The organism is Nakamurella sp. GG22, assembly GCF_052976845.2.
In genome coordinates this window covers 218,617-242,317 of the sequence record NZ_JBRIIO020000005.1, presented here as the reverse complement: position 1 = coordinate 242,317, position 23,701 = coordinate 218,617, and the positions used below count along the sequence as shown (strand labels likewise).

The following is a 23,701-nucleotide window of genomic DNA, read 5'->3' as shown; positions in this document are numbered from 1 at the left end:
TCCGTGCACCGCGGCCGGCAGAATCGGCCGGCCGCGGCGGACGGGACGCGCAGATCAGGCCGTCCCGACCTCGAAACGGCTGAAGGCGGTGACGGTGATGCCGGCGGAGCTGAGCAATGCGCCGACGGTCTTCTTGGAGTCGAGCACCGAGGACTGCTCGGTCAGCACCGTCTCCTTGAAGAACCCGTTGAGCCTGCCCTCGACGATGCGGGCGAGCGCGGCCTCCGGCTTGCCCTCCTCGCGCGCGGTCGCCTCGGCGATGCGCTTCTCGGACTCGACCACGTCGGCCGGGATCTCGTCCCGGGTGACGTAGCGGGCCTTGAGCGAGGCGATCTGCATGGCTGCCCCGCGAGCCGCCTCGGCGGCCTCGCCGGTGTACTGGACCAGCACGCCGATCGACGGCGGCAGGTCGGCGGAGCGCTTGTGCAGGTAGACCGTCGTCGGGCCGTCGTACTTGACGACGCGACGCAGCTCGAGCTTCTCGCCCAGCTTCACCGACGCCGCGTTGATCGCGTCGGCGACTGTGCCGGCGCCCAGCGGGGCGGCCAGCACGGCGTCCACACCGGACCCGGCCTCCAGCTGGGCAGCGGCGTTGACGACGCTCTCGGCCAGCTGCTGGAATTCGGCGTTCTTGGCGACGAAGTCGGTCTCGCTGTCGAGCTCGATCAGCGCACCGCCGGCGGAAGCCACCAGGCCCTCGGCCGTCGTCCGCTCGGCGCGCTTGCCGATGTCCTTCGCACCCTTGATGCGAAGCAGCTCGACAGCCTTGTCGAAGTCACCGTCGGACTCGTCAAGAGCCCGCTTGCAGTCCATCATTCCGGCGCCGGTCAGTTCCCGGAGCCGCTTGACGTCGGCCGTACTGATGTTCGCCATGGTCGGCGGTGTTCCTTGTCTACTCGGAAGAGAATCAGGTGGCCGCGCTGGTCGCGCGGGCGCACCCGTCGGACGGCGAAGAACGCCGGTGTCAGCTGCTGACGCTGGCCTGCTCGTTCGGGACGATCGCCTCGACACCGGCATCGGCGTCGGCCTGGACCTGGATGGCCGCATCGGCGCCCGATTCGGTCTCGCTGATGACCTCGCCGCGGGCCTGCTCGACAGCATCGCCGGCAGCAGCGTTATTGGTAGCAACCGGCTCGGTGGCAGCGACTGCCTCGGCCGCGGGGGCCTCGACGGCAGCGGTCTCGGCACCGGATGCCAGCAGCTCGCGCTCCCACTCGGCCAGCGGCTCTTCGCCGGCGGCGACGGCGGCGCCACCGGAACGGGCGATGAGGCCGGCGGCGACCGCCTCGGCGATGACCTTGGTCAGCAGCGCGGCGGACCGGATGGCGTCGTCGTTACCCGGGACCGGGTAGTCGACCTCGTCGGGATCGCAGTTGGTGTCCAGCACGGCGACGACCGGGATGTTCAGCTTGCGGGCCTCGCCGACGGCGATGTGCTCCTTCTTGGTGTCCACGATCCAGACGGCCGAGGGGACCTTGGCCATGTCGCGGATGCCGCCGAGGGTCTTGGCCAGCTTGTCCTTCTCGCGGGTCAGCAGCAGCACCTCTTTCTTGGTGCGGCCCTCGAACTCACCGGAGGTCTCCATCGCCTCGAGGTCCTTGAGGCGCTGCAGGCGCTTGTGCACGGTCTGGAAGTTGGTCAGCATGCCGCCCAGCCAGCGCTGGTTGACGTACGGCATCGAGACGCGGGTCGCCTGCTCGGCGATCGCCTCCTGCGCCTGTCGCTTGGTGCCGATGAACAGCACGGTGCCGCCGTGGGCGACCGTCTCGCGGATGAACTCGTACGCGCGGTCGACGTACTGCAGCGTTTGCTGCAGATCGATGATGTAGATGCCGTTGCGTTCGGTGAAGATGAATCGCTTCATCTTCGGGTTCCAACGCCTGGTCTGGTGTCCGAAATGGACACCTGCGTCCAGCATTTGACGCATGGTGACGACAGCCATTGCGGCGCGTCCTCTCGGTGCGGGCGCCCGGCGGCCCTCTCGGCCTGAAACGGACGCAATCTCGGTTGTCGCCGGAGGTCGGGTGACCCACGGCCCTGACGCCTTCCGGGCGCACCACCCTTGCGGGACCTACGGTGCACCTCGGGCCGGTGAGCGATCCACCTACGGCAACAAGGCGTGCGAAGTCAGCCCGCTCGCACGGGCTGCCAGACCAGGGTAGCCGATGGCGGCTGCGCGCAGGTAATGGCTGCACACCCGGACACGATCGCGAACGTTGTGCACATTGCCGGCGAAGATGCGGACGGCCGAGCGGGCAGCGACCAATCTGCCTTCATGGCTCCGGCATCGACGGCGTTCCTGGCCCGCAGCATCCGGGTGATGACGGTGGTCCTGCTGGTGCTGTGGCCCGCTGCCACACCGGCAGCGTCATCCGCGGCGCCGGGTCCGGTGCTCGGGTTCGTGCTGCCGGTCGCTCCCCCACCTGTCGTGCTGACCCCATTCCGGGCTCCCGACACCTCCTACAGTCCGGGCCATCGCGGCGTCGACCTGGCAGCCGCTACCGGTGCGACGGTGCTCGCCGCGGGCCCTGGGCGGGTGGTGTTCGCCGGCACCCTCGCCGGCCGCGGCGTGCTGTCGATCGAGCACGAGGGTGGAATGCGCACCACCTACGAACCGGTCACAGCCACGGTGCGGGCAGGGCGCGCGGTGACGGCCGGCGAGGTGATCGGAACGCTGCAACCGGGCCATCCGGGATGCGCACCGGCGACCTGTCTGCACTGGGGTGCCCGCCTGCCCGACCGGCTCTACCTCGATCCGATGTCTCTCCTAGGCCCGTGGGACGTGCGATTGCTGCCGTGGGACGGCCGGTGACATCCCACGGCTGTGTCGCTCGGACGTCCCAGAGGCTCGTCGGCACCGAAGGTAGACATCGCGTCACCGTCCGTAGCTTCATCGACAAATATCTTAGAAAGTTTGTTTGACGGCCATCCTTTTTGGGCCAACGGTGCGTTACGGTGCTTACCGGGGGTCAGCGTTGATGTTCGATCGGGTGATGTACACCGATCGGCCCAACGGACGGCTCACCGCTCTTCGAGTCGCCCAGGAGGCCAGAGGTGCAGGTGCAGGCAGCCGTCGCAGGATTTTCGGCATCCCCCACCACCGAGGACGGCACCCTCTCCGCCGTCGTGATCTCCGACGCCGGCGATCCGCTGCAGAAGCTGGTGCGGTCGCCCAACGCGGCCGGTCTGGTCATCGTCGGCGTCGCGCCATCGGCCATCGCCGCGTCCCAGCTCGGTCTGCACACGGCCGCTGACATCTGCCTGGTGATCGCGCCGCTGCTGGTCGGGTTGGTCGCGACGATCAGGCGGCTGTCCCGCGAGCGGGTGGCCGACCACATCGTCGTTCTGGCGCACGACGGGGCCGGCCGCGACGACCTGCTGATCCCCGCGCTTGCTTCCGGTGCCGACGGTTGGCTCAGCGCCGATCTCGCGCCGGCGGACCTGGGTAGTTCGCTGCGAAATGTGGTGGGCGGCGAACCCGGGGTCTCCGCGCAGCAGGTCAGCCAGTTGATTGCCGCCCTGCGGACGCTGAGCCGGCGCGAGGTCACCCTCGAGGACGGAACCACGGCCGGTCTGACGACCCGCGAGCAGCAGATGCTGATGGAACTGGCCGGCGGTACACCGACCAGGGTGATCGCGCACCGGCTCGCCGTCAGCGAGGGCACGGTTCGCTGGCACTCGGCGCGGCTGCTCAAGAAACTGAACGTGACCTCGCGGGAGGACCTGGCCGCCGTGATGGCCAGGAGTGACATTCCGATCACGCCACTACCGCCTGTCGCCGACCAATCGCCAATCCCGCGGACGGCGATCAACCGGTCGCTGTCCGATCCGGGCATCGACTGGCGACGGCTCGCCCCGGGTGAGCTCCGGATCGTTCGACTGGTGGCCAAGGGCATGACGAACCGGGAGATCGCGGCACAATTGTTCTTGTCCAAGCACACCGTCGACTCGCACCTCAAGAGCGCCTTTACCAAGCTGAACATCCGCTCCCGGGTCGAATTGACCAGGCTGCTGCTCACCAACGAGCCAGAGGTCCGCACCGGCTGAACACGTACCGGTGTCGACCTCGCTGTGCGCTTGATCGTGAACGGTTGTGCTGCTCAGAGCGGCACGTTGTTTCACGACGACCGTCCTCCCGGATGACCCTGTCGAGCCGGCTCCCGGCGTGGGTGTGATGTAGGTCTTTCCTGGGCGCAGTCGCTCGGCGGGGAGCATCTCTGTGCACAACATGCCGGCCGGCAGCGGGAGTCGGCAACCCGGAGTGCGGATCCATCTGAGCCGGGCGATGCAGCGGCCAGCGGCAGCCGCCCTGCACCCCGCCAGCGTTCGATACCAAGGGTTCGGCGTCGTCGTCGAGCTCGACGGGCGTGAGGCCCACCCGGCGCAGCGGGCGTTTCGGGACCTCAGGCGGGACAACCTCGGCGCGGTCGCCGGCGACACCGTGCTCCGCTACGGCTGGCGCGACGTCGTCGGCCGGCCGTGCGAAATGGCGGCTCAGGTCGCGGATGTGCTGACTAACCGCGGTTGGACGCCTCGGAAAGCGCCGTGCTCAGAGACGTGCCGAGCGGCGTTCGGAGGCGCGGTTCCGACGTCGACTCGAGCAAGTCTGCTGTGAACTCCGCGCCCGCCGGGGGGTGCGCACGACCTCAGCCCGGGAGTGAAGGTGATCGTGAACGATCGTGCTGCGCTGCGCGGCAGGATGTTTCACGGCGACGGCGCTTCGTGCCCGCCAGATACACAACGCCGGCCGCCCGTTTTCCCGGACGGCCGACGTTGTGTGTTCAGGCTCCGGCTGCCCCCGACACCGGGCGGCCGGAACCATGTCTCACCCGGTCGGGATGATCTCGATGGCGCTGATCTTTGCGTTCTCGATCCGGCGGATGAAGTCGATCGTCACCTGTCCATCCGCGACCGTCACCGGGAACTGCCTCACGATCGCCCGGTCGATACCGCCCGCCTGTGCGAACACGTCGAAGTTGGACAGCACCGTCGTGTTCTCGAGCCGGACGTCGAATGTCCGGGCGTTCGCGGCGGTCTTGTTCAACTCGGCGAAGTGCAGGCGCACCTGGTAGGTCCCGTTCGGCACCGGAACCTGGAAGCCGAAGGCACGTGCACCGACGGCGACCACACCGGTCCCATTTGCTCCCCCGGTCCACTCGGACTGGAACAGCGCGTTGTTCGTGCCGGCCGGCAGTCCGCTGATGGTGTCGTTCTCCGAGTACGCGAATCCGCCGCTCACCCAGCCACTGCACGCCGTGATGGCCGTGCAGGCCGTCCATCCGGTCCCACTGACCGTCTGTGCGGCACCACCGGTGTTGATCCGGATGGTCGGGCGCGCCGCCGCCGGCCTGGTGGCGTTCACCGTTGCCGACCGGACGGACTCGTTGCCCGCCCGGTCGACCGCGGTGACCTGGTAGAACGATGCCACTCCGGCCGGTGCCGCGGTGTGCGCGTAGGAGGTCCCGGTCACCACGGCCGTGTTCACCTTGGTGTAGGTACCGGTGGCCGTCGCTGCGCGATACACGTTGTACCCGGCCAGGTCCGACTCCGTCCGAGCCGCCCAACCGACCGTGATGCCGGTCGTCGAGGCGGTGGCGGTCACCCCGGTCACCTGGACCGGTGCCGTGGTGTCCGCCGGGACGATCTCGATGGCGGACACCTTGGCCTGGTTGACGGTCGCGGCGAAGGCGATGTCGACCCGGCCGTCGGTGATCGTCGACCGGTAGCTGCGGACGATCGACGTCATCGGCGCGGCAGCAGCGTTCATGTCGAAGTTGGCCAGTTCCACTGCGCCACCTTCGATGTTGGCGCTGAAGATCCGCTTGCCGGTGCCGCCGGCGCCGCCGCCGGTTGCGCCCCAGTAGATCTCGGCGAAGTGCAGTCGCACGTCGTAGGTCCCGTTTGCGACGGGGATCGAGTAGCTGAACGACGCGTTGCTGCGCTCCGACTGGTAGAGAACGTCATTCGTCGTCCCGGCAATCGGAACCGTGCTGACGAAGGACTTCCCACCGGTGAACAACTGGTCCGCCGCCCACTGGACGCCGCCCAGCGTCACCGCAGGGCCGCCGGCATTGATCCGGACCGTCGTCGCCGAGGTCGGCGGCGCCGGGCGGGTGGCACTGACCGTCGAGGACCGCACGGATTCGTTGCCCGAGGTGTCCACGGCGGTCAGCTGGTAGAAGGACGCCACCGAGACCGGAGCCGTGGTGTCCGCGTAGGTCGTCCCGGTCAGCACCGTGGTGTTCAGCTTGGTGAAGGTGCCCGTCGCCGACGCCGACCGATACACGTTGTACCCGGCCAGATCCGACTCCGTGCGTGCCGACCAACCCACGTTCACACCGGTGACCACACCGGCCGCCGTCACCCCGGTCACGACCGCCGGAGCGGTGGTGTCCGGACGGACCGCGTTCGCGGTGGCCGACCGCGCCGACTCATTGCCGGACGCATCCACGGCCGTCACCTGGTAGTACGAGGCCACCCCGACAGGAGCGGTGGTGTCCGCGTAGCTCGTGCCGGTCAGCACCCCGGTGTTCAGCTTCGTGAAGGTGCCCGTCGCCGACGCCGACCGATACACGTTGTAGCCGGACAGATCCGACTCCGTGCGCGCCGACCACCCCACGTTGATACCGGTGACCACACCGGCCGCCGTCACACCGGTCACGACCGCCGGAGCGGTGGTATCCGGACGGACCGCGTTCGCGGTGGCCGACCGTGCCGACTCGTTGCCGAAGGTGTCGACAGCGGTCACCTGGTAGTACGAGGCCGCACCCTGCGGGGCGGTGCTGTCCAGGTAACTGACTGCCGTCTTCGCCAGAGCGGTCGCGTTCAGCTTGGTGAAAGTTCCCGTCGCGGACGCCGACCGGTACACGTTGTACCCGGCCAGATCAGCTTCGGTCGCCGCCGACCAGCCGACGGTGATGCCGCCGGCAGCACCCGTCGCCGTGACGCCGGTGAGGACGGCCGGCGCGGTGGTGTCCGGCCGGATGGCGTTCACCGTGGCGGACCTGCCCGACTCGTTGCCGGAGGCGTCGACCGCCGTCAGCTGGTAGTAGGAGGCCACGCCGACCGGGGCGGTCGTGTCGCTGTAGGTCACACCGGTCAGCGGCGCGCCGTTCAGCTTGGTGAACGTCCCTGTTGCCGACGCCGACCGATACACGTTGTAGCCGGCCAGATCTGCTTCGGTACGCGCCGTCCAGCCGAGGTTGATGCCGGTGGCCACACCGGTGGCGCTCACCCCGGTGACCGCCGCGGGTGCGGTGGTGTCCGGGCGGAGAGTGTTCACCGTCGAGGACTTCACGGACTCATTGCCCGAGATGTCCGCGGCCGTCACCTGGTAGTACGACGTGACGCCCTGCGGCGCCGCGGTGTCGGCGAAGGTGGTGCCGGTGAGCAGCGCGGTGTTGAGCTTGGTGAAGGTGCCCGTCGCCGACGCCGACCGGTACACGTTGTACCCGGCCAGGTCCGTCGCCGTGCTGGCCGACCAACCCAGGTTGACACCGGTGGTCGCACCGGAAGCCGTCACCCCGGTCACCGCTGCCGGAGCAGTGGCGTCCACCGGCAGGATCTCGATCGCGGAGATCTTCGCGTTCTCGATCCGCCGGATGAAGTCGATCGTCATCACGCCGTCGGCCACCGTCACCGGGAACTGCCGGACGATCGCCCGGTCGATACCGCCTGCTGCGGTCCAGACGTCGAAGTTCGAGAGCACCGTGGTGTTCTCCAACCGGACGTCGAAGGTCCTGGTGTTGGCGGCGGTCTTGTTCAGTTCGGTGAAGTGCAGCCGGACCTGATAGCTGCCGTTGATCACCGGGACGGCGAACCCGAAGGCCCTCGATCCGGTGGCGGCGGTACCCGTCCACTCCGACTGGAAGATCGTGTTGTTCAGCCCGGCGGGGATGCCGGTGATCGTGTCCGCCTCCGAGTACGGGTTACCGCCCGACACCCAGTTGCTGCACGTGGTGAGGGTGGCGCAAGCCGACCAGGTGGTGCTGCCGACGGTCTGTGCAGCGCCACCGGTGTTGATCCGGATCGGTTGCTGCACAGGCGGTGCCGGCGTGGTGGCCGTCACGGTGGTGGACGGCGGAGAGACGTTCTCCGAGGAGTCCACGGCGGTGACTCGGTAGACGTAGGTGGTGCTCGCGGCGGCGGAACCATCGGTGTAGGCCGAGGGTGCGATCGGTGCGCTGTTCAGCTTGCTGAACGGCCCGGCCGCGGTGGCGGCCCGGTACACGTCGTACCCGGCCAGGTCGGTCTCGGCGTTGTCCGTCCAGTCCAAGGCGACACCTGTCTGGCTCGCGGTTGCGGCCAGCCCGGTGGGCGCTGCCGGCGCGGTGGTGTCCACCGGGCAGCTGCCCTGGCAGAGCACCTCGATGGCGGCGATGGACGGGTAGTCCACCGATGCCCGCAGGGTGAGGTTCACCGTTCCGCCGACAACCGTGACGTTGTCGATGGGCAGCACCGTCGCGGTGTTGAGAGCGCCCGCGGCGGCGAAGATGTCGAAGCCCTGACGGACCGTGGCGCCTTCCACGTCGATGGCGAACACCCGTCGGCCGATGGCGTTGTTGGTCGATGCCCGTTCGGCGAAGTGCAGCCTCAGGTCCACCTTGGCGGCACCCCGGGACGGCAGCGCGTAGCTCAGCACCCGCTGGTCCTGGGTGACGTTGCCGACGTTGCCGCGGTAGGTGCGGTACAGGACGTCGTCGTCGGTGCCGGCGATCTCCAGCGGGGTGGTGGTCGCCCCTTCGTTGACCGCCGTGGCCGGTGTGTACCGGCCGGTGTCCGGCGTCCAGATGTTGCCCAGGACGTCGACGTAGTTACCGGTGCCTGCGACGTCGAGGCGGTACAGCGCCTCCAGTGCCGGCGCGGCGGCGGTGATGTTGCCGGCGCTGATGGCGAAGGAGTCGAAGGTGGCGACGAACTGCGTACCGCCCTTGTGCGACACCAGGATCCCGGCCTGTGCCTGCTGGCCGAAGAACTTCCCGACCGCCGCGGCCGGCAGCGTCAGCGCCGTCGGCAGTGCGGTCCAGGCGCCGTCGTTGATCCGGTAGGCGGCGGTGATCGTGCCGGTGGAGGGATCGCCGATCAGCGCAAGGTCGAGCGAGGTGACAGCTGCCGCGCCGGGGACGGTCACTGTCGAGCCGACGGTGACTCCGGTGCCGTTCTGCTCGCCGTAGAACTCGATGCTCGGGACGCCGTTCTTGTCGATGACGGCGACCTTCACGTAGTTGTCCTGATCCGGACCGAACTGGATGGCTTCCTGCTCGCTGCCGGCGTCCAGCATGGCCACCGAACCGAGCACCCGACCGCTGACCGTGAACTGGCCACCGGAGGCGTCGAAGGGCAGTCGCAGCCCGTTGACCAGGGTGTTGTCGGCGGCGCCGTTGGTTCCGTTGGTCGCCGTGCCGCTGGTGGTCACCGCGAGGGTGCCAGGGGCAGCGGTGGTCACGTCGAGCAGCGCCTTGTTGTAGGAGTTGACGCCCGGCGTGAGGTCCAGCTTGTTGGGCTGGGTGGAGCGGAAACCGGTTGTCTGGTCGTCCTTGTCGAGCAGGGTTCCGGCGTAGGTGGTGTCGAAATCGAGCTTGAGGGCAGCGGCGCCCGGCAGCAGGGCCGGGGTCGCCGGGTCGGTGGCCAGTTCCGGCTTGATGTTGCTGACCAGGTAGACGTTGTCGTTGTAGTCGTAGTTGATGCCGGAGTAATCCATCCCGATCAGGTAGGTGTTCGGGATGATCGCGCCGGTCCGGTCCCGGGCAGCCCAGGCACGGACGTGGTGCCCGCACGGTCCCGCGCAACCGTTTGCGGTATCCGCGGATTGGTTGTTCCGGCTCGGATCACTCCACTCGCCGTCGATGTTGAAGCCGAAGGCCGCGGTGGGGCCGAACGTCCCGGCGGCGACGTCGGTCGTCGGGTTGCTCTTGTGCGGCAGGATCGACTGGCCCTCTGCGCCCTGATGGGTGATCAGGTTCGTCGTCGCGGTGGATGTCTTCGCGTGCCACCTGAACGTCGCGGTGTTGCCCTGGGTGTGGAAGGCCGCCAACTGGCGGACCGTCACCGGGGTGGCGGCGTTGGCCCGCAGCCAGTACGGGCTCAGGACCTCGTCGCCGGTGGCGTGCACGAGACCGTTCTCGTTCAACGGCACGCCGTTCGCGGTGATGGTCGTGCCATAGCCGAACAGCTTGGCAATCTCGGCCATGTCGGGCTCCTGGCCACCTTCGGACACGCTCTGCCAGAAGCCGGAGAGCTGAACCGGCAGGCTCGGCTCGTCGGCGTCGTCAGAGCTGACGGTCAGCGTCCCGGACCAGAGTCCGGCCGCGGAGCCGTTGTTGGTGGCGGTGAACCGCACCGGCACCTGAAGGACACCGTTGACGGCGATCAGCGCCGGCAACGTCTGGTTGTTGACCAGCGCGAACGGTCCGGTGACGGCCAGTCCGGTGACGTTCAGCGGCTCGGTCCCGGTGTTGCGGATGAGCAGCGTGGAGACGTCGTGAACGATGTTGGCCGGGAAGAAGGGCCCGGTCACCGGGTCACAGACCGCGGTGTCGCGGCAGGTGGTACCGGTCTGCGGGCTCTGGATCCGGTTCATCACGAGGCGGTCCGCGAACGGCACACCGTCGTTGTTCTCCAGGGTGATCTCCGCGGTGCTGGTGCCGGCCGCGATGATCGAGAAGTTGCTGACCGCACTGGTTGCGATGTTGCCGGCCACGTCCAGCGCCCGCACCTGGATGGTGTGCGCACCAAGGGTGGTCACCTCGACGGGCTCGGTGAACGGGGTGAAGGCTCCGCCGTCGAGCTTGTACGAGGTGCCCGACACGCCGCTGCCGGCGTCGCTGGCGACGACCGCGATGGTCGCCTTGTTCTTGAAGACGTTGGCGCCGGCCTGCAGGCCGGTCACCGATGCCGACACGGTGGGCGGAGTGGTGTCACCGGTCGCGCTGGGGCGGTCGATGTCCACGTACTGCAGCTTGGTGTTGGTGCCACCGATGGCGTCGATGGTCAACCGGCCGTCGGACACGGTCACCGTTGCGGTGCCCGAGGTCGACGGGTTGGCGGTTGTGGGCACGAAGTTGTTGATCGCGTTCTGGCCCTCGACCTGCACCCGGTGGGTGGAGTCGACGAAGCCGGGATCACCGGCGCCGACCGTCACCACGTAGGTGCCGTTGGGCACCACGTACTCCCATGCTCCCGGTCCGGTCGCCGACTGGGCGGCGGTGGGCTGCATCAGGATCAGCGTCCGCAACTTGACGTCGGTGGTGCCGGCGCGGTCGCGGGTCTGTGCGGTCATGTCCAGCGGTGTGCCGGTTCCCGGGATCACCCAGCCGGATCCGGTAGCGGCGGAGAACGCCGCGCCGGTGTCGGCGGTGTAGCCGGCTGCGACGGTGGATGTGGCCGGCTGGAAGTCGATCCGGGCCACCGGCGAGGTCGTCACGCCGGCCGCGGGCCGGGCGTTGCTGATCTCGAACACGTAGTCCTGGTAGTCACCGTTCTGGGCGTCCTCGAAGGCGACCAGGTAGGTGTTCGGGATGACGACGCCCAACCGGTCCTTCGCCGGGTAGGTGCGAACCCCCTTCGGGATGTTCGTGTTCAGCCCGTCCTGGGTGTAGGTGTTGCGGCCGAACGAGATCGACTTCACGTAGACGCCGAAGGACTGGTTGCCCGGGTCGAAGCTGTTCCCGCCACCGGCGACGATTGCCGGGTTCAGGGTCTGCTCCTGGTCGAGCGCGATGCTGGCCACCTCGTTGAGGATGGGTTCGCCCGCGGGGTTGGTGTACCAGCCGAACGGCAGCAGCTCGTCCGGTGAGTACCGGGCGACCGGCTTGATCGTGACCGCGCCGGTGCCGGACTTGACGAACAGCGGGGCGCTCACCTCGTCGCCGATCGGTGCCGGGTTGGTGCCGAGGATGAGCCCGGTGCCGCCGACGTTGATGTTCCGGCCGAGGGTGTCGACGACCGCCTTGAGCGGGGGCTCGCTGTTCCCCTGCTCACCGGTGGTGGCAAGACCGAACAGTCCGATGTCGAACGTGGCCCGCGCGGCATCGTCGGAGACGACCCGTAGCGCCGCGGCCTGGTAACCGGTGGCACTTGACGCCGCGGGGTTGAACGTCACGGACACCGTTGCGGTGCCGCCGATCGCCAGCGTCTGCGGGGTACCGGAAACGGTGAACGAGGCGGCGTTGGTCCCGGTCGCGGTGATCGAGGAGATCACCAGTGGCGAGGTTCCGGAGTTGGTCAGGGTGACGGTCTTGGCCGCCGTGGTGACGCCCTTGACGGCGCTGAAGACGAGCTCCGCCGGGCTGGCGGTGATCTTGCCTGCGCCGCTGGTGACGGCCGGCTTGACGTTGCGGACGATGAGCGCCGCATCCTGGAAGTCGACCGGGGTCAGCACGTCTTCCGGCGCCACGATGTAGGCGTTCGGCTCGACGCTGCCGTCGGCGTTCTTCAGCGGGTAGACCCGGACCTTGTGCGGGTTGGTGGGATCCCAGGTGTTCAGCGAGTTCTCGCTGTTGGCGACCCGGTTGGACAGTCCGTGCCAGGTGAAGTCGAAACCGAACGGCGTCTCGAGGTCGTAGTCGCCCGTTCCGATCGGCGTGACGACGGGCAGCAGGGTCTGGTTCGACGAGTTCGGACCGCTGAACAGACCTGTCTTGTCTGCCGGGTTGGCGGAAGAGTGAACGCCGACGGTGACGACGTTCGGGTTCGCCGTCGGGCCGGCCGGCCCGAACAGGGACAGTGCTTCGACGCTGACCACGCGGTCGAAGGCGGCCTTGGTGAAGGACTCGATCTTGACCTCGTCACCGATCAGCGCGCTGCTGGCCGGCAGGTCGTTGTTGGTCTTGTCGGTGTCGCCGACGTCGACCGGGATCTGCAGGGTGTCCAGGATCCACTGCAGGGAAGGCTCGTTGGAGCCGCCGAGGCCGTCGGTACCGAGGCCACGCAGGGTCGTGGAAGCAGTCGGTGTCACCGGGCTGTCGGTGGTCAGCTGCAGTGCGGCGCCGAACGGACCGGCGACCGTCGGATTGAAGGTGATCGGGAACGACACCGACTGGCCGGCAGCGACCGTGGTCGGCAGCGTGGGCCCACCGGAGCGGGCGAAGAGCGCTGCGTTGGCACCGGTCAGCGTCGCGGCGCTGATCGTCAACGGAGCGGATCCCGTGTTCTTGACGACCACGTTCTGCGCTGCGCTGGCCGCGCCGCCCTTGACCTCGGTGAAGACCAGCCGACTGGTCGGCTCCGCCTTGCCGGACCCGCCGCCGCCCTGCGGCTTGAGCAGTTTGATGCCGGTGGTGGCCGGGTTGTCGGTCAGTTCGGTGACGTACAGGTTGCCGTTGCCGATGTCCTGGGCGATGTCCAGCGGCTGCTTGAAGCCGGTGAACCCGGTGATCCCGGTCGTGGCCGCCGACAGGCTGCCGTCGCCGTTCACCGTGAACGAGACGACCTCCTGGTTGGCGCTGTACCGGACGACGATGAGCTTGCCGGTCAGGGCGCCGCCGAAGGCGGTGGTGTTGCGGTATTCGATCGTGCCGTTGGCGGAGGCGTGCAGCCCCGCGTCGTTGACGCCGGCGAGGTCGTAGTTCGGGTCCGCCTGCTGGCCGAGCGGGTAGGCGTTGACCTTGAACAGCGGATTACCGGTGTAGCCGTTGGGGTTACCGGCGTTGAGGACGTACTCGCAACGGGTCGGGTTCGGGTGGCCGTAGTACTTGCCCTTGCTGATCCGGAACACGTAGTCCGTCTCGGCCTGCTGGTTGTTGGCGATGCCGGGGGCCGACGGGGTGGTGGCCGGTGCATCCGGCCGGTTCGCGCAGGATGCCGGCAGGGTGGCCGGGGTGGCCGGGGTGGCGCCGCCCGCGGCGGAACCGTTGGTGCCGGTGTAGAGCCGCCCGTTGCTGTGCCACACCAGGTCGTAGGCATTACGGACACCGGTGGCGTAGAGCGTCAGCGGCGCGTCCGTCGCGTACGGATTGTAGGTACCGGTGTGCGCCGGGACCCCGTTGCGGGCCGGGGCGTTCACATCCGGGGTCGCGACATCGACCGGCAGGGTCGACGGCAGCTTGGCCGGGTCGAGTTCCAGGACAGCGGCGCTCAGCAGGTGCTCGGCGCGCTTCCAGGTGCCGTCGAGGGCGCCCATCGCGTTCATCGAACCCTGGGTGACGTAGAGCTTTCCGTCCTTGATCGCGATGGAGTTGGTCTCGTGATCCTTGAGCGATCGCGGCAGGTTGACCACGACCTCCTGGTAGTTCTCCAGGTTGGGACCGGTCAGCTTGGAGATGGCGCCGGTCACGTCCGGCACATCGGACCCGAGGTAGGCGTAGTTGTCGGTGATCCACAGGATCGGGTTGGTGGCGGTCGACGCGCGGTCGAAGGCCAGACCGATGATGGTCCGGTTCGGTGCGCCTTCCCAGCCCCTGGCGGTCGCGTGGGTGCGGACCGTGGTGATGACCTGTTCGCCGGACAGCGTTCCGTCGGCGTTGATGTTCCAGCGGTAGATCTGGCCGTAAATGCTGCCCGCGTAGAGCTTTCCGTCTGGTCCGACGACCACGGACGTGTACGACTTGCCCTTGGAGGCGCCGCTGTCGCTCGGGTCGAACGCGACGTTGGTGGTTCCGCCACCGGTTCCGGCGGAGGTGGTGAACACCGAGGAGAACGGCATGAACGCGCGGCCGCTCTTGTCCTTCACGTCGGCGGTGATCTCGAAGCGGTACAGCGTCTCCGGGTCCAGCGGTGCGCTGGCCTGGAACGAGACGGTGTCGCCGCCACCGCTTGTCGCGCCGGTGCCGGCGACGGTCTGGCCGGTCAGCACCTTGGTCAGCTTGACGTGGCCGCTGCCCAGGGTGGCCTCGTCGACGGCGCCGGTCTCGGCGTTGAGTTGGTTGTCCGCGGTGACCGATGCGTTGGTGACGACGGCGGTGGCGAGGTTCGCGGGGTTGACCACCGAGGTATACGGCCGACCCGCGAGATCGAGGCTGTCGATGTCGACGTAGGCGATCTTGGTGTTGGTGCCGCTGAGCGGGCTGACGGTCAGCCGGCCGTCACTGACGACCACGAACCGGGTCACCGTGGCGAACTTGTTGGTGCTCGTCGGGACGAAGGACGCGATGGAGTTCTGGTTCTCGACGTTGATCCAGTTGCTGCTGTCGACCGCGGCTGCGGCGTCACCGACGGCCACTGTGACGGTGTAGGCACCGTTCGGTACGGCCATCTCCCACTTGCCGGGAGTGGTGGTGCCGCCGTTGGTCGAGGCTGCCAGCTGCATGTGCATGAAGGTGGCCAGCCGGAGATCGGGCTGGTTGACCGACGTCGTGTTGCCCGGACCGACCACGTTGCGGTTGCGGCCGTTGCCGACCATGTCCAGCGGGCTGTTGGAGGTCAGGCCCATCCAGCCGTAGGTGTTGCCTGTGCCCTGGTTCGCGCCGGTGCGCGGCCCGAAAGCCTGGCCCCAGTCGGCGATGTAGTTGGCCGCCGGAGTGGATGTGGCGTCCTGGAAATCGACACGTGCGCTGATCGCCGCCGGTGCGGCGTCGGTCGGGGTCAGCGAGGCCGCGGAGGATGCCGCCGACTCGTTCCCGGACTGGTCGACCGCGGTGACGGCGTAGTGGTACGCGGTTCCGTTGGTCAGCTGGTTGTTGGTGAAGTTCGTGACGGCGACCAGACCGGTGTTCTGCCGAGCGGCTTCTGTGGTCGGCACCGGCAGCGTCGTGGACCGGTAGACGTTGTAGCCGGCGACATCGGTGTCGGCGGGCGCGCTCCAGGTCAGGGTGACTGTGCTGTTGCCGGCGGTGCCGGACAGCCCGGCGGGGGCGGCCGGTGCCGTGGTGTCGGGGGTGACGGGTCCGGCGCTGGCGATCTCGGCGTAGTGCAGCTTGGTGTTGGTGCCGCCGACGGCGTCGATGGTCAGCTTGCCGTCGATGACGTCGACGGTGACCGTGCCGGTCTTGTCCTCGGTGGCCGCGGTGGCCTGGAACCGGTCGATGGCGGTGACGCCCTCAACCCGCACAGTGTGCTGGCTGTCGTAACACGGTGCTGCACAACCGGTCTTGGCAGCTCCGGGCTGGTCACCAACGGCAACGGTGACGGTGTACCGGCCGTTGGGGACGCCGTACTCCCACGCTCCGGGAGTGAGCGTGCCGGTGGTGGTGCTGGGCACGGGAACGATGTCGCCGTACTGCAGGTGGATCATCCGCAGGTTGAGGTCGCTGACCCCGGCGCGGACCCGCAGCCGGGTGTTGAGCGACAGGTCGAACGGCGTCGCCGGGTTCTGGCCCAGCGAGTCCTGACGCACCCAGCCGTATCCGCGGGTGGTCGAGTAAGCAGCGCCGGTTTCCTTGGTGTAGCCGGCGACGGCCGCAGCGGAGTCGGGCTGGAAGGAGAACTTCCCGCTCAGACCCGTAGCCGGGAGGACCGCCGAGACCTGTGCCGACGGAACGGACTCGTTCGAGGCGGTGTCGACGGCGGTGACCACGTAGTAGGAGGTGGCGCCGGCCGGGGCGCTGGTATCGGTGAAGGTCACGCCGGTCAGCAGGGTGTTCGTCAGCTTGACTCTGGTACCTGTCGCGGTGGCCGAGCGGTAGACGGTGTAACCGGCGAGATCGGTTGCGTTGCTGGCGGTCCAGGCCAGCGCGACGGTGCCGTTCTGCACGGTCGCGGCGACTCCGGTGACGACCGCAGGCGCGGTGGTGTCTGGGGTCGGGGTGGGCGTCGCGCTGACTGTCGCCGATGCCGCAGAGCTGTTCAGCAGCTGGTCGTAGCTGACCATCGCGTAGTAGTACGTGGTGCCGGCATCCCGGTCACTGTCGATGAAAGTCCGACCCGCCGTCTTGAGAACGGCTGCGATCAGGTTGTTGTCGTTCGTCACGTCGACCGTCGGGGACAGCGACCGGTAAATCCGGTAGCCGCGGAGGTCGGCTTCGGTGTTGGCGTTCCAGCGCAGCGTCACACTCTGCACGCCGGCGGTCGCGGTCACGCCGCTCGGTACCGCCGGGGCCGTGGTGTCGGCGGGGGTGGCGCTGACCTCGTTGGAGATCTCCGACTCGTTGTCGGACCCGTCCATCGCGGTGATGACATAGAAGTACTTGGTGCCGTTGACGGCGGTGCTGTCGACGAAGGTGGTGTCGACGCCGACGGTGGTGGCCAGAAGCGTGCCCTGCACGCCGGCGGTCGCCGACCGGTAGACCTGATATCCGGCGAGGTCGGCGTCGGCGTTGGCGGTCCAGCTCAGGGTGACCTTCGAATCGCCCGCGGTAGCGGTCAGACCGGCCGGTGCTGCCGGATCGGTGACGTCCGGAGCGATGGTCGGCGTGGCGCTCTTCTCGGCGGACGCGTCGGACTCGTTGCCGTCGGCGTCGACCGCGGTGACGACGTAGAAATACTCAGTGTCGTTGAGCACCGGCGAGTCGGTGTACTCAAGGCCCTCGTCCGCAGTGCCGATGGGCCCTGTGAGCGCCACCGGGCTCGAGGTCGAGCGGTACACCCGGTACTCGGCGACGTCGTCGTCGGCGGGCGCGGTCCAGCGCAGCGACACCGTGGCGTCACCGGGGAAGGCGAGCAGGCTGCCGGGGGCGGCGGGGGCGGTCGAGTCCGCCGGGGTGGCCGCGACCGTCGCGGATGCGGGCGACTCGTTGCCGGTCGCATCGACCGCGGTGACGACGTAGGACACCTCTGCGCCGTTGGCCAGACCGGTGTGCTGGTAGTCAGTCCCGGTGACGGGGGTAGCGGTCAACTTCGTCGCCGCGCTCACCGCAACGGTGTCGCCGGCAGCGCCGTAGACGTTGTAACCGGTGACGTCCTCGTCGGTGGCGGCGGTCCAGGTGACGGTGTTCTTGCCGTCCCCGCCGAGGGCCGCAACTCCGGTGGGGGCGGCAGGCGCGGTGATGTCGACGCTGTCGATGTCCAGGAAGTTGATCTTGGTGTTGGTGCCGGTACTGGGGTCGACGGTCAGCCTGCCGTCGGTCACCGGGACGGTGACGGTGGCGGTCTTGAATTCGGCCTCGGCGGTGCCCTGGAAGGCAGTGATGGCGGGGACGCCCTCGACGACGAGGGTGTGCACGCTGTCGTAGGACGTCGCACCGGGCTGGTCACCAGAGCTGACCGTGACCTTGTACGTGCCGTCCGGTACGGCCACCTCGTACGAACCGGAGGCCTTGATCCCGGTGAAGCTGCCGGTGATGTCGTCCGCCTGCATGTGCACGAGGCCGCGCTGGCGAAGGTCGACGTCGAAGCCGGCCCGCACGGCGCGGAGGCGGCCGTTGCTGACCAGGTTCAGCGGAGTGTGGGTTCCCTGCGCCACCCAGCCGCGGCCGGCGGTGTTGGTCCATGCCTGGCCGTAGTCCTTGGTGAACGGCGGAACGACGGCGTTCGGCTCATCAATGAAGTTGATCTTCAAAGGCAACGCGGCCAGCGTCGCCGACGCCTTGTCCGGCGTCGCGGTGACAGTGTCCGAAGCCGGGCTCTTCTGGTCGGCGTCGTCGACCGCGACCACGGCATAGCGGTAGGTGGTGTTGTTGGCGGCGGTGGTGTCGACGAAGGTCGAGTCAGCCTTGCCGACGAGGGCGGTGTTCAGCGGCGTGCCGGTTATCACAACGGTGGCACCGGTGCTGCGATAGACGTTGTAGCCCTTGAGGTCCGAGTCGGTGTTGTCGGCCCAGTCGAGAGAAACCGAGGCGTCCCCGGCGGTCGCGGTCAGGCCGGTCGGCTTGGCCGGCGGCTGGTCCGGGTTGGATGCCGTGACGGTGATGTAATCGATCTTGGTGTTGATCCCGCCGATGGCGTCGACGGTCAGCAAGCCGTCCGAGACGGTGACGGTCTTGGTGGCGACCCGGAACCGGGCCGTGTCGGTTGGGGTTCCGGTGATGGCGAAGTTGTTGACTGTGTTGACACCCTCGACGTTGATCCGGTGGATCGTGGGGTCAGAGCCAGGAGTGGCGTCGCCGACCGCCAGCTCGACGTCGTAGCTGCCGTTGGGGACGGCCAGTTGCCACGCGCCGGCATCGCCGATGTTGGCGAAACCGGCGACGGTGTTGCCCTGCATGTGGATCGTCGTCATCAGGGCGGTGCCCGCGTTGGGCGCCGTGGTTCTGGTCCGGCCGTTACCGGCCAGGCTCAGCGGCGTGGACGTTCCGGGAACGACCCATCCGAAGCCGCGCACGTTGGCGTAGTTCTGCCCGTAGTCCCGAACGAAACCCGCCGGGATTGCGCCGGCCGCATCGGAGAAGTTGACCTTGATGGGCAGCGTCGGCAGCGCAGGGGTGGCATCGTCGATCATCGCGCCGACCACCTCGGTGCCGGCAGCGGTCCCGGTGGCGACCGCGTAGTAGTACACGGTGCCCTTGACGGCGGAGCTGTCGCTGAACGCCGAATCGGTGGTGGTGGCGAACGGGGCGCCGGTGGTGGGGACCGGGAGATTCGTCGAACGCCACACCCGGTAGGCCGTCGCGCCGGCGGTGTCGGACCAGTCCAGGTCGATCGCACTGGTGCCAGGGACTGCGATGAGGTCGGCCACCGAGGCCGAGTCGATGGTGACGAAAGCGAGCTTGGTGTTGGTCCCGCCGAGCGCGTCGACGGTCAGCTTCCCGTCGGTCACCGTCGCCCAGACCGTGCTCGTCTTGAGCCGGTTCGTCGAAGTCGTTGTCGCGACGCAGCTAGCGGTGGTCGGGGCCGGGTACTCGTCGATGGCGCGGACGCCCTCGACGTTGATCACATGCTTTTCGGCGTCGGCGCCATTGTTGGGGTCACCGACACCGACGGTGACCTGATAGCGGCCGTTCGCGAGGCGGTACTCCCAGGCAACTCTGGTGGGATCGTTGGTCGTGGAGTTGGAAGGCGCCTGCATGTGGATGAACGTGCGCTGCGGTGCCGGCAGCGCCGTGCACGCAGTGCGGTCCCGGACGTTGATCGGGACGCTGTAGCCGACATGGGTTCCGGCGAGGCTGTCCTCCCGGATCCAGCCGAAGCCGGCCGTCTCGTTGTAGGCGGCGCCGATGTCCTTGGTGTACCCGGCAGGGGTCGCCGATGCATTGGGTTGGAAGTTGATCTTCGCGGTGAGCGCAGCGGTCGGCTCAGCAGCCACCACCGGCGCGGCCCCCACCACGGCCAGCGGAATCGCGACGAGCAGAGACAACAGCAGCACCGAGATCCGGCGGGCGATGCTGGAGCGATGAAGATCGGTACCGACGGCTTTCGCCACGAAGTCCCCCACGGGTTCGAACAAGGTATGCACGCAGAAAAGATGTGCGTGCCTACAGTTCGGTCTGTGAAACGTCTGTGCGCCCCCGACAAAGGGGGTATTCGCGTTGGTTGTTGCCAACGCACAGATCGAACCGTTGGCAGGCCCGAACGAGCGATGATCGACCGACGCAGGCTCGACGGTGCAATCCGGCCGCACTGACAGTCCTTCTAATACAACAGCTTTCGCGTGATGTGAGATCGGTGTGAAGCGTCGCTGCGACAACCTTGTCTACATGCGATCGCATAGACCAATGTGCGGAGAATTCGCAGCGCGAGCTGACGACGAGCGATTTGCTCTCTCGGGCACAACCGGTCGAGGCGGGTCCGTCAGGCCCGCGGATGCGCCTGCCGGTACACGGCGCTGAGCCGCTCCGCTGTGACGTGCGTGTACAGCTGGGTGGTCGCCAGGCTCGCGTGGCCGAGCAATTCCTGGACCGTGCGGAGATCGGCACCACCTTCCAACAGGTGGGTCGCGGCGGTGTGTCGCAGGCCGTGTGGGGCGAGCTCCGGGGCGCCCGGCACCGCGGCGGTCCGCCGATGCACCAGTGTCCTGACCGCCCGCTGGTCGATCCGCCCGCCTCGGACACCGAGGAACAGGGCCCGACCCGATCCGCTCGCCACGAGGAGCTCCCGGCCGTGCTCGAGCCAGCCGGTCAGCGCCCGGTCGGCGGGCAGCCCGAACGGCACCACCCGTTCCTTGTTGCCCTTACCCAGCACACGCAGCACGCGGCGCCGTTGGTCCAGATCCGGCACATCCAGTCCGGTGAGCTCGGCAACCCTGATGCCGCACGCATACAGCACTTCGAGGATCGCCTGGTCACGAAGCAACACAGCGGCCGCCACCGGGTCCGCAGCATCCGGGTCCGCAGCATCCGGGTCTGCAGCATCCGGGTCTGAGGCACTCGGGTCAGCAGCATTCGGGTCTGAGGCATCCAGCTCCGCCCCCGGTGACGGGACGCGCAGCAGTTCGGCCGCCTGGTCCACCCGGAGTACGGACGGCAGCGTCTTGTCCGGCCGCGGCGATGCCAGCCGGGCACCGACGTCGGATGAGAGCCGTCCGGTGCGCTGCGCCCAGGCGGTGAACGATTTCGCCGATGCCGCCCTCCTGCTCATCGACGCCCGTGCGGCACCTGTCGACCGTTGCCGGGCAAGCCAGCTGCGCAGCGCTGCCAGGGTCAAACTGTCCATGTCGTCGGGCGACTCGCCTCCGACCAACCGCCCAAGGTGCTCCAGCAGCGAGGCGACGTCGGCGGTATAGGCGGTGACGGTCGCGGCGGACAATCCGCGTTCCAGGTCGAGATAACGCTGATAGGCGTCGAGAGTCGCGAGCAACGGCTCGGAGAGCCTGTTGCGGCTCTCCGAGGTTGACCTGCGTGCCCGACCCATGCGCTGACCGTGCGCGGCGAAGCGGCTGCGGTCAAGCCAGCGCGCCGTGCGAATCCCGGCGACCCGGTACGGCGGCGGTACGGTGGGCTCGACCGTGGGGGGGCGTCGACGTGGGTCTTCTTCGGACGGATGCAGCGGGTACTCGCGCACGGTGCCTGCTGGTCGGGGTTGTCGGGCTGCTGGCCGCGGGATGCACCGGGGCCGAAGCGCCGTCCGCGCCGGCACCGTCCGCGCCGGCATCGTCAACGCCGGCATCGTCAACGTCGCTCCCTGCCGGTGACGTGTACCCGGTCGTCTCGGTCGCCGATGGCGACACCATCACGGTGTCCGTCGATGGCGTCGACGAACGGGTTCGATTGATCGGCATCGATTCCCCCGAGTTGCACCGCCCCGTCGAGTGTTTCGGGCTGCAGGCCGCGGATCACGCGACCGAGCTGCTGGCCGGCGCGGCGGTGCGGTTGGTCGCCGACCCCACCCAGGACGACCGCGATCGTTACGGCCGGCTGCTCCGGTATGTCGAACTGGCGGACGGGACGGACGTGAACGCCGGCCTGATCCGTGACGGATATGCCTTCGAATACACCTATGACGCGCCCTACGAACGGCGGGCGCTGTTCCGGCGGCAGGAGGCCGAGGCGAGCTCTGCTCAGGTCGGCTTGTGGTCCCCCGCCACCTGTGACGGGCGCGGTGCCGCCGCCACCGGTCAGCCGGCGAGCACCGCTCCGGCCGTCACGACTCCCATCGACTCTGTCCCGCCGGATGGCTGTGCGATCAAGGGCAACATCAATCGTCGCGGCGAGCGGATCTACCACCTCCCCGGCGACAGTTCCTATGACGAGACGGTGATCAGCCCATCGAAGGGCGAGCGGTATTTCTGCGCCGTCGACGAGGCAGTGGGGGCCGGTTGGCGCGCCGCCGAACGATGATCATCTTCACTGCCGGCCGGTCGGAGGCGGCGGGACGAACGGAGCGCCGGTCAGTTCACGGGCCAGCCGGTGCCCGTCGGGAGCACTGATCGTGCGGGCCGGCGAGACCTGGCGGTCGGCGCCGGCGGGGTGACCGGACAGCACATGTTCCGCCGCCGTGAGGGTGCGGATCGCGATGGCCTCCACCCGATCCGGGTGTTCGCGGGCGAACTCGGCGTAGATCTCCGGGTCGTGCTGGCCGTCGTCGCCGATTAGCAGCCAGCGGACCTGCGGCAGATCCCGGGCCAATCGCCGGAGGGCCGAGCGCTTGTGCTCGCGCCCGGACCGGAACCAGCCCGTGTTGGTGGGACCCCAGTCGGTCAGCAACAACGGTCCCTCGGGGTAGCCGTGCCGGGACAGGAACCGGGTCAAGGTCGGTGCGACGTTCCATGCACCGGTCGACAGGTAAACGACCAGTGCGTCCGGGTGTTCCGTGAGCAGCCGGCGGTACAGCTCCGCCATCCCGGGAACGGGAGCCCTGGCCGACTCGCGCAGCACGAAGGTGTTCCACGCGGCGATCAACGGACGGGGCAGGTGGGTGACCAGAACGGTGTCGTCGATGTCGCTCACCATTCCCCAGCGGGTCTCGGCGGCCACCACGAAAACCCGGGTCACCGTCGGACGGCCGTTGGCGGTGCGCAGCGGCACGTCGTGCCACCCGGGCGGGAGCTGCACCTGGAGCACCGCGTTGAGATAGCCGTCCTCGTCGGTCCGCAGGCGGTGGGTCCGACCGGCGAGCTCCACCTCCACCTCGAGGCCGGCGATCGACGTGGTCAGGAATCGTCGCCATCCGCGCGGTGATTCCTGCCGCACCGACGTCGCCGCGGCGTCCGTCGAATTCTGACCGGCGACCGGCGCGATCTCATCGTCGACCGGCGATGTCTCTGTCGTACCACCGCTCGGGGGTCCGTCAGCCGGAACCGGCGGCGCCAGGAGCACCCGGCCCAGGATGCGCACCCAGTCGCTGCTCCCGTACCCGGTGTAGGGAATGATCCGCGGCTGCCAGCCACGCCGCCGGAACAGGGCGCCGGTGAGCCTGGTGGCGGCTCGGTCCAGTCGCACGGCGATGTGCGGGCGCTCGGTGCTTCCCGGTCCGGTGTCCGTCATGGTGACAACCTGCCGCACCGGCGCGCTCCGCG

8 protein-coding genes are annotated in these 23,701 nt (G+C 68.5%); 3 read left to right on the top strand and 5 right to left on the bottom strand.

All coding sequences use genetic code 11. The features are described from left to right. Nucleotides 1-54 precede the first annotated feature (54 nt). On the bottom strand, nucleotides 55-873 hold the full coding sequence (gene tsf, locus ACVBEQ_RS08400; protein ID WP_447152855.1) for a translation elongation factor Ts: 819 nt from the start codon (nucleotides 871-873) through the stop codon (nucleotides 55-57). Between the two features lie 91 nt (nucleotides 874-964). Beyond that, complete coding sequence (gene rpsB, locus ACVBEQ_RS08395; protein WP_447152854.1) at nucleotides 965-1,942, bottom strand: 30S ribosomal protein S2; 978 nt, start codon at nucleotides 1,940-1,942, stop codon at nucleotides 965-967. Nucleotides 1,943-2,275: 333 nt separating this feature from the next. Between rpsB and ACVBEQ_RS08390 the strand changes: the two genes are divergently transcribed. Beyond that, nucleotides 2,276-2,812: a M23 family metallopeptidase gene (locus tag ACVBEQ_RS08390; protein ID WP_447152853.1), complete on the top strand. Its 537-nt coding sequence runs from the start codon at nucleotides 2,276-2,278 to the stop codon at nucleotides 2,810-2,812. A gap of 242 nt (nucleotides 2,813-3,054) precedes the next feature. Then, the gene (locus ACVBEQ_RS08385) at nucleotides 3,055-4,047 is read left to right on the top strand and encodes a response regulator transcription factor (RefSeq protein ID WP_447152852.1); all 993 of its coding nucleotides are present in this window, start codon (nucleotides 3,055-3,057) and stop codon (nucleotides 4,045-4,047) included. 778 nt (nucleotides 4,048-4,825) lie between these two features. Here the strand turns inward: ACVBEQ_RS08385 and ACVBEQ_RS08380 are convergent. Together ACVBEQ_RS08380 and ACVBEQ_RS08375 are read right to left on the bottom strand one after the other, a co-directional pair. Then, the gene (locus tag ACVBEQ_RS08380; RefSeq protein WP_447152851.1) at nucleotides 4,826-20,203 is read right to left on the bottom strand and encodes a malectin domain-containing carbohydrate-binding protein; all 15,378 of its coding nucleotides are present in this window, start codon (nucleotides 20,201-20,203) and stop codon (nucleotides 4,826-4,828) included. Nucleotides 20,204-20,538: 335 nt separating this feature from the next. After that, on the bottom strand, nucleotides 20,539-21,597 hold the full coding sequence (locus ACVBEQ_RS08375; protein WP_447152850.1) for a tyrosine recombinase XerC: 1,059 nt from the start codon (nucleotides 21,595-21,597) through the stop codon (nucleotides 20,539-20,541). Between the two features lie 110 nt (nucleotides 21,598-21,707). Here ACVBEQ_RS08375 and ACVBEQ_RS08370 point away from each other — a divergent pair, with 110 nt between their 5' ends. After that, nucleotides 21,708-22,523, top strand: coding sequence for a thermonuclease family protein (locus ACVBEQ_RS08370; RefSeq protein ID WP_447152849.1), 816 nt, complete (start codon nucleotides 21,708-21,710; stop codon nucleotides 22,521-22,523). 6 nt (nucleotides 22,524-22,529) lie between these two features. Here the strand turns inward: ACVBEQ_RS08370 and ACVBEQ_RS08365 are convergent, their stop codons facing one another. After that, complete coding sequence (locus ACVBEQ_RS08365) at nucleotides 22,530-23,669, bottom strand: App1 family protein (RefSeq protein ID WP_447152848.1); 1,140 nt, start codon at nucleotides 23,667-23,669, stop codon at nucleotides 22,530-22,532. Nucleotides 23,670-23,701 lie beyond the last annotated feature (32 nt).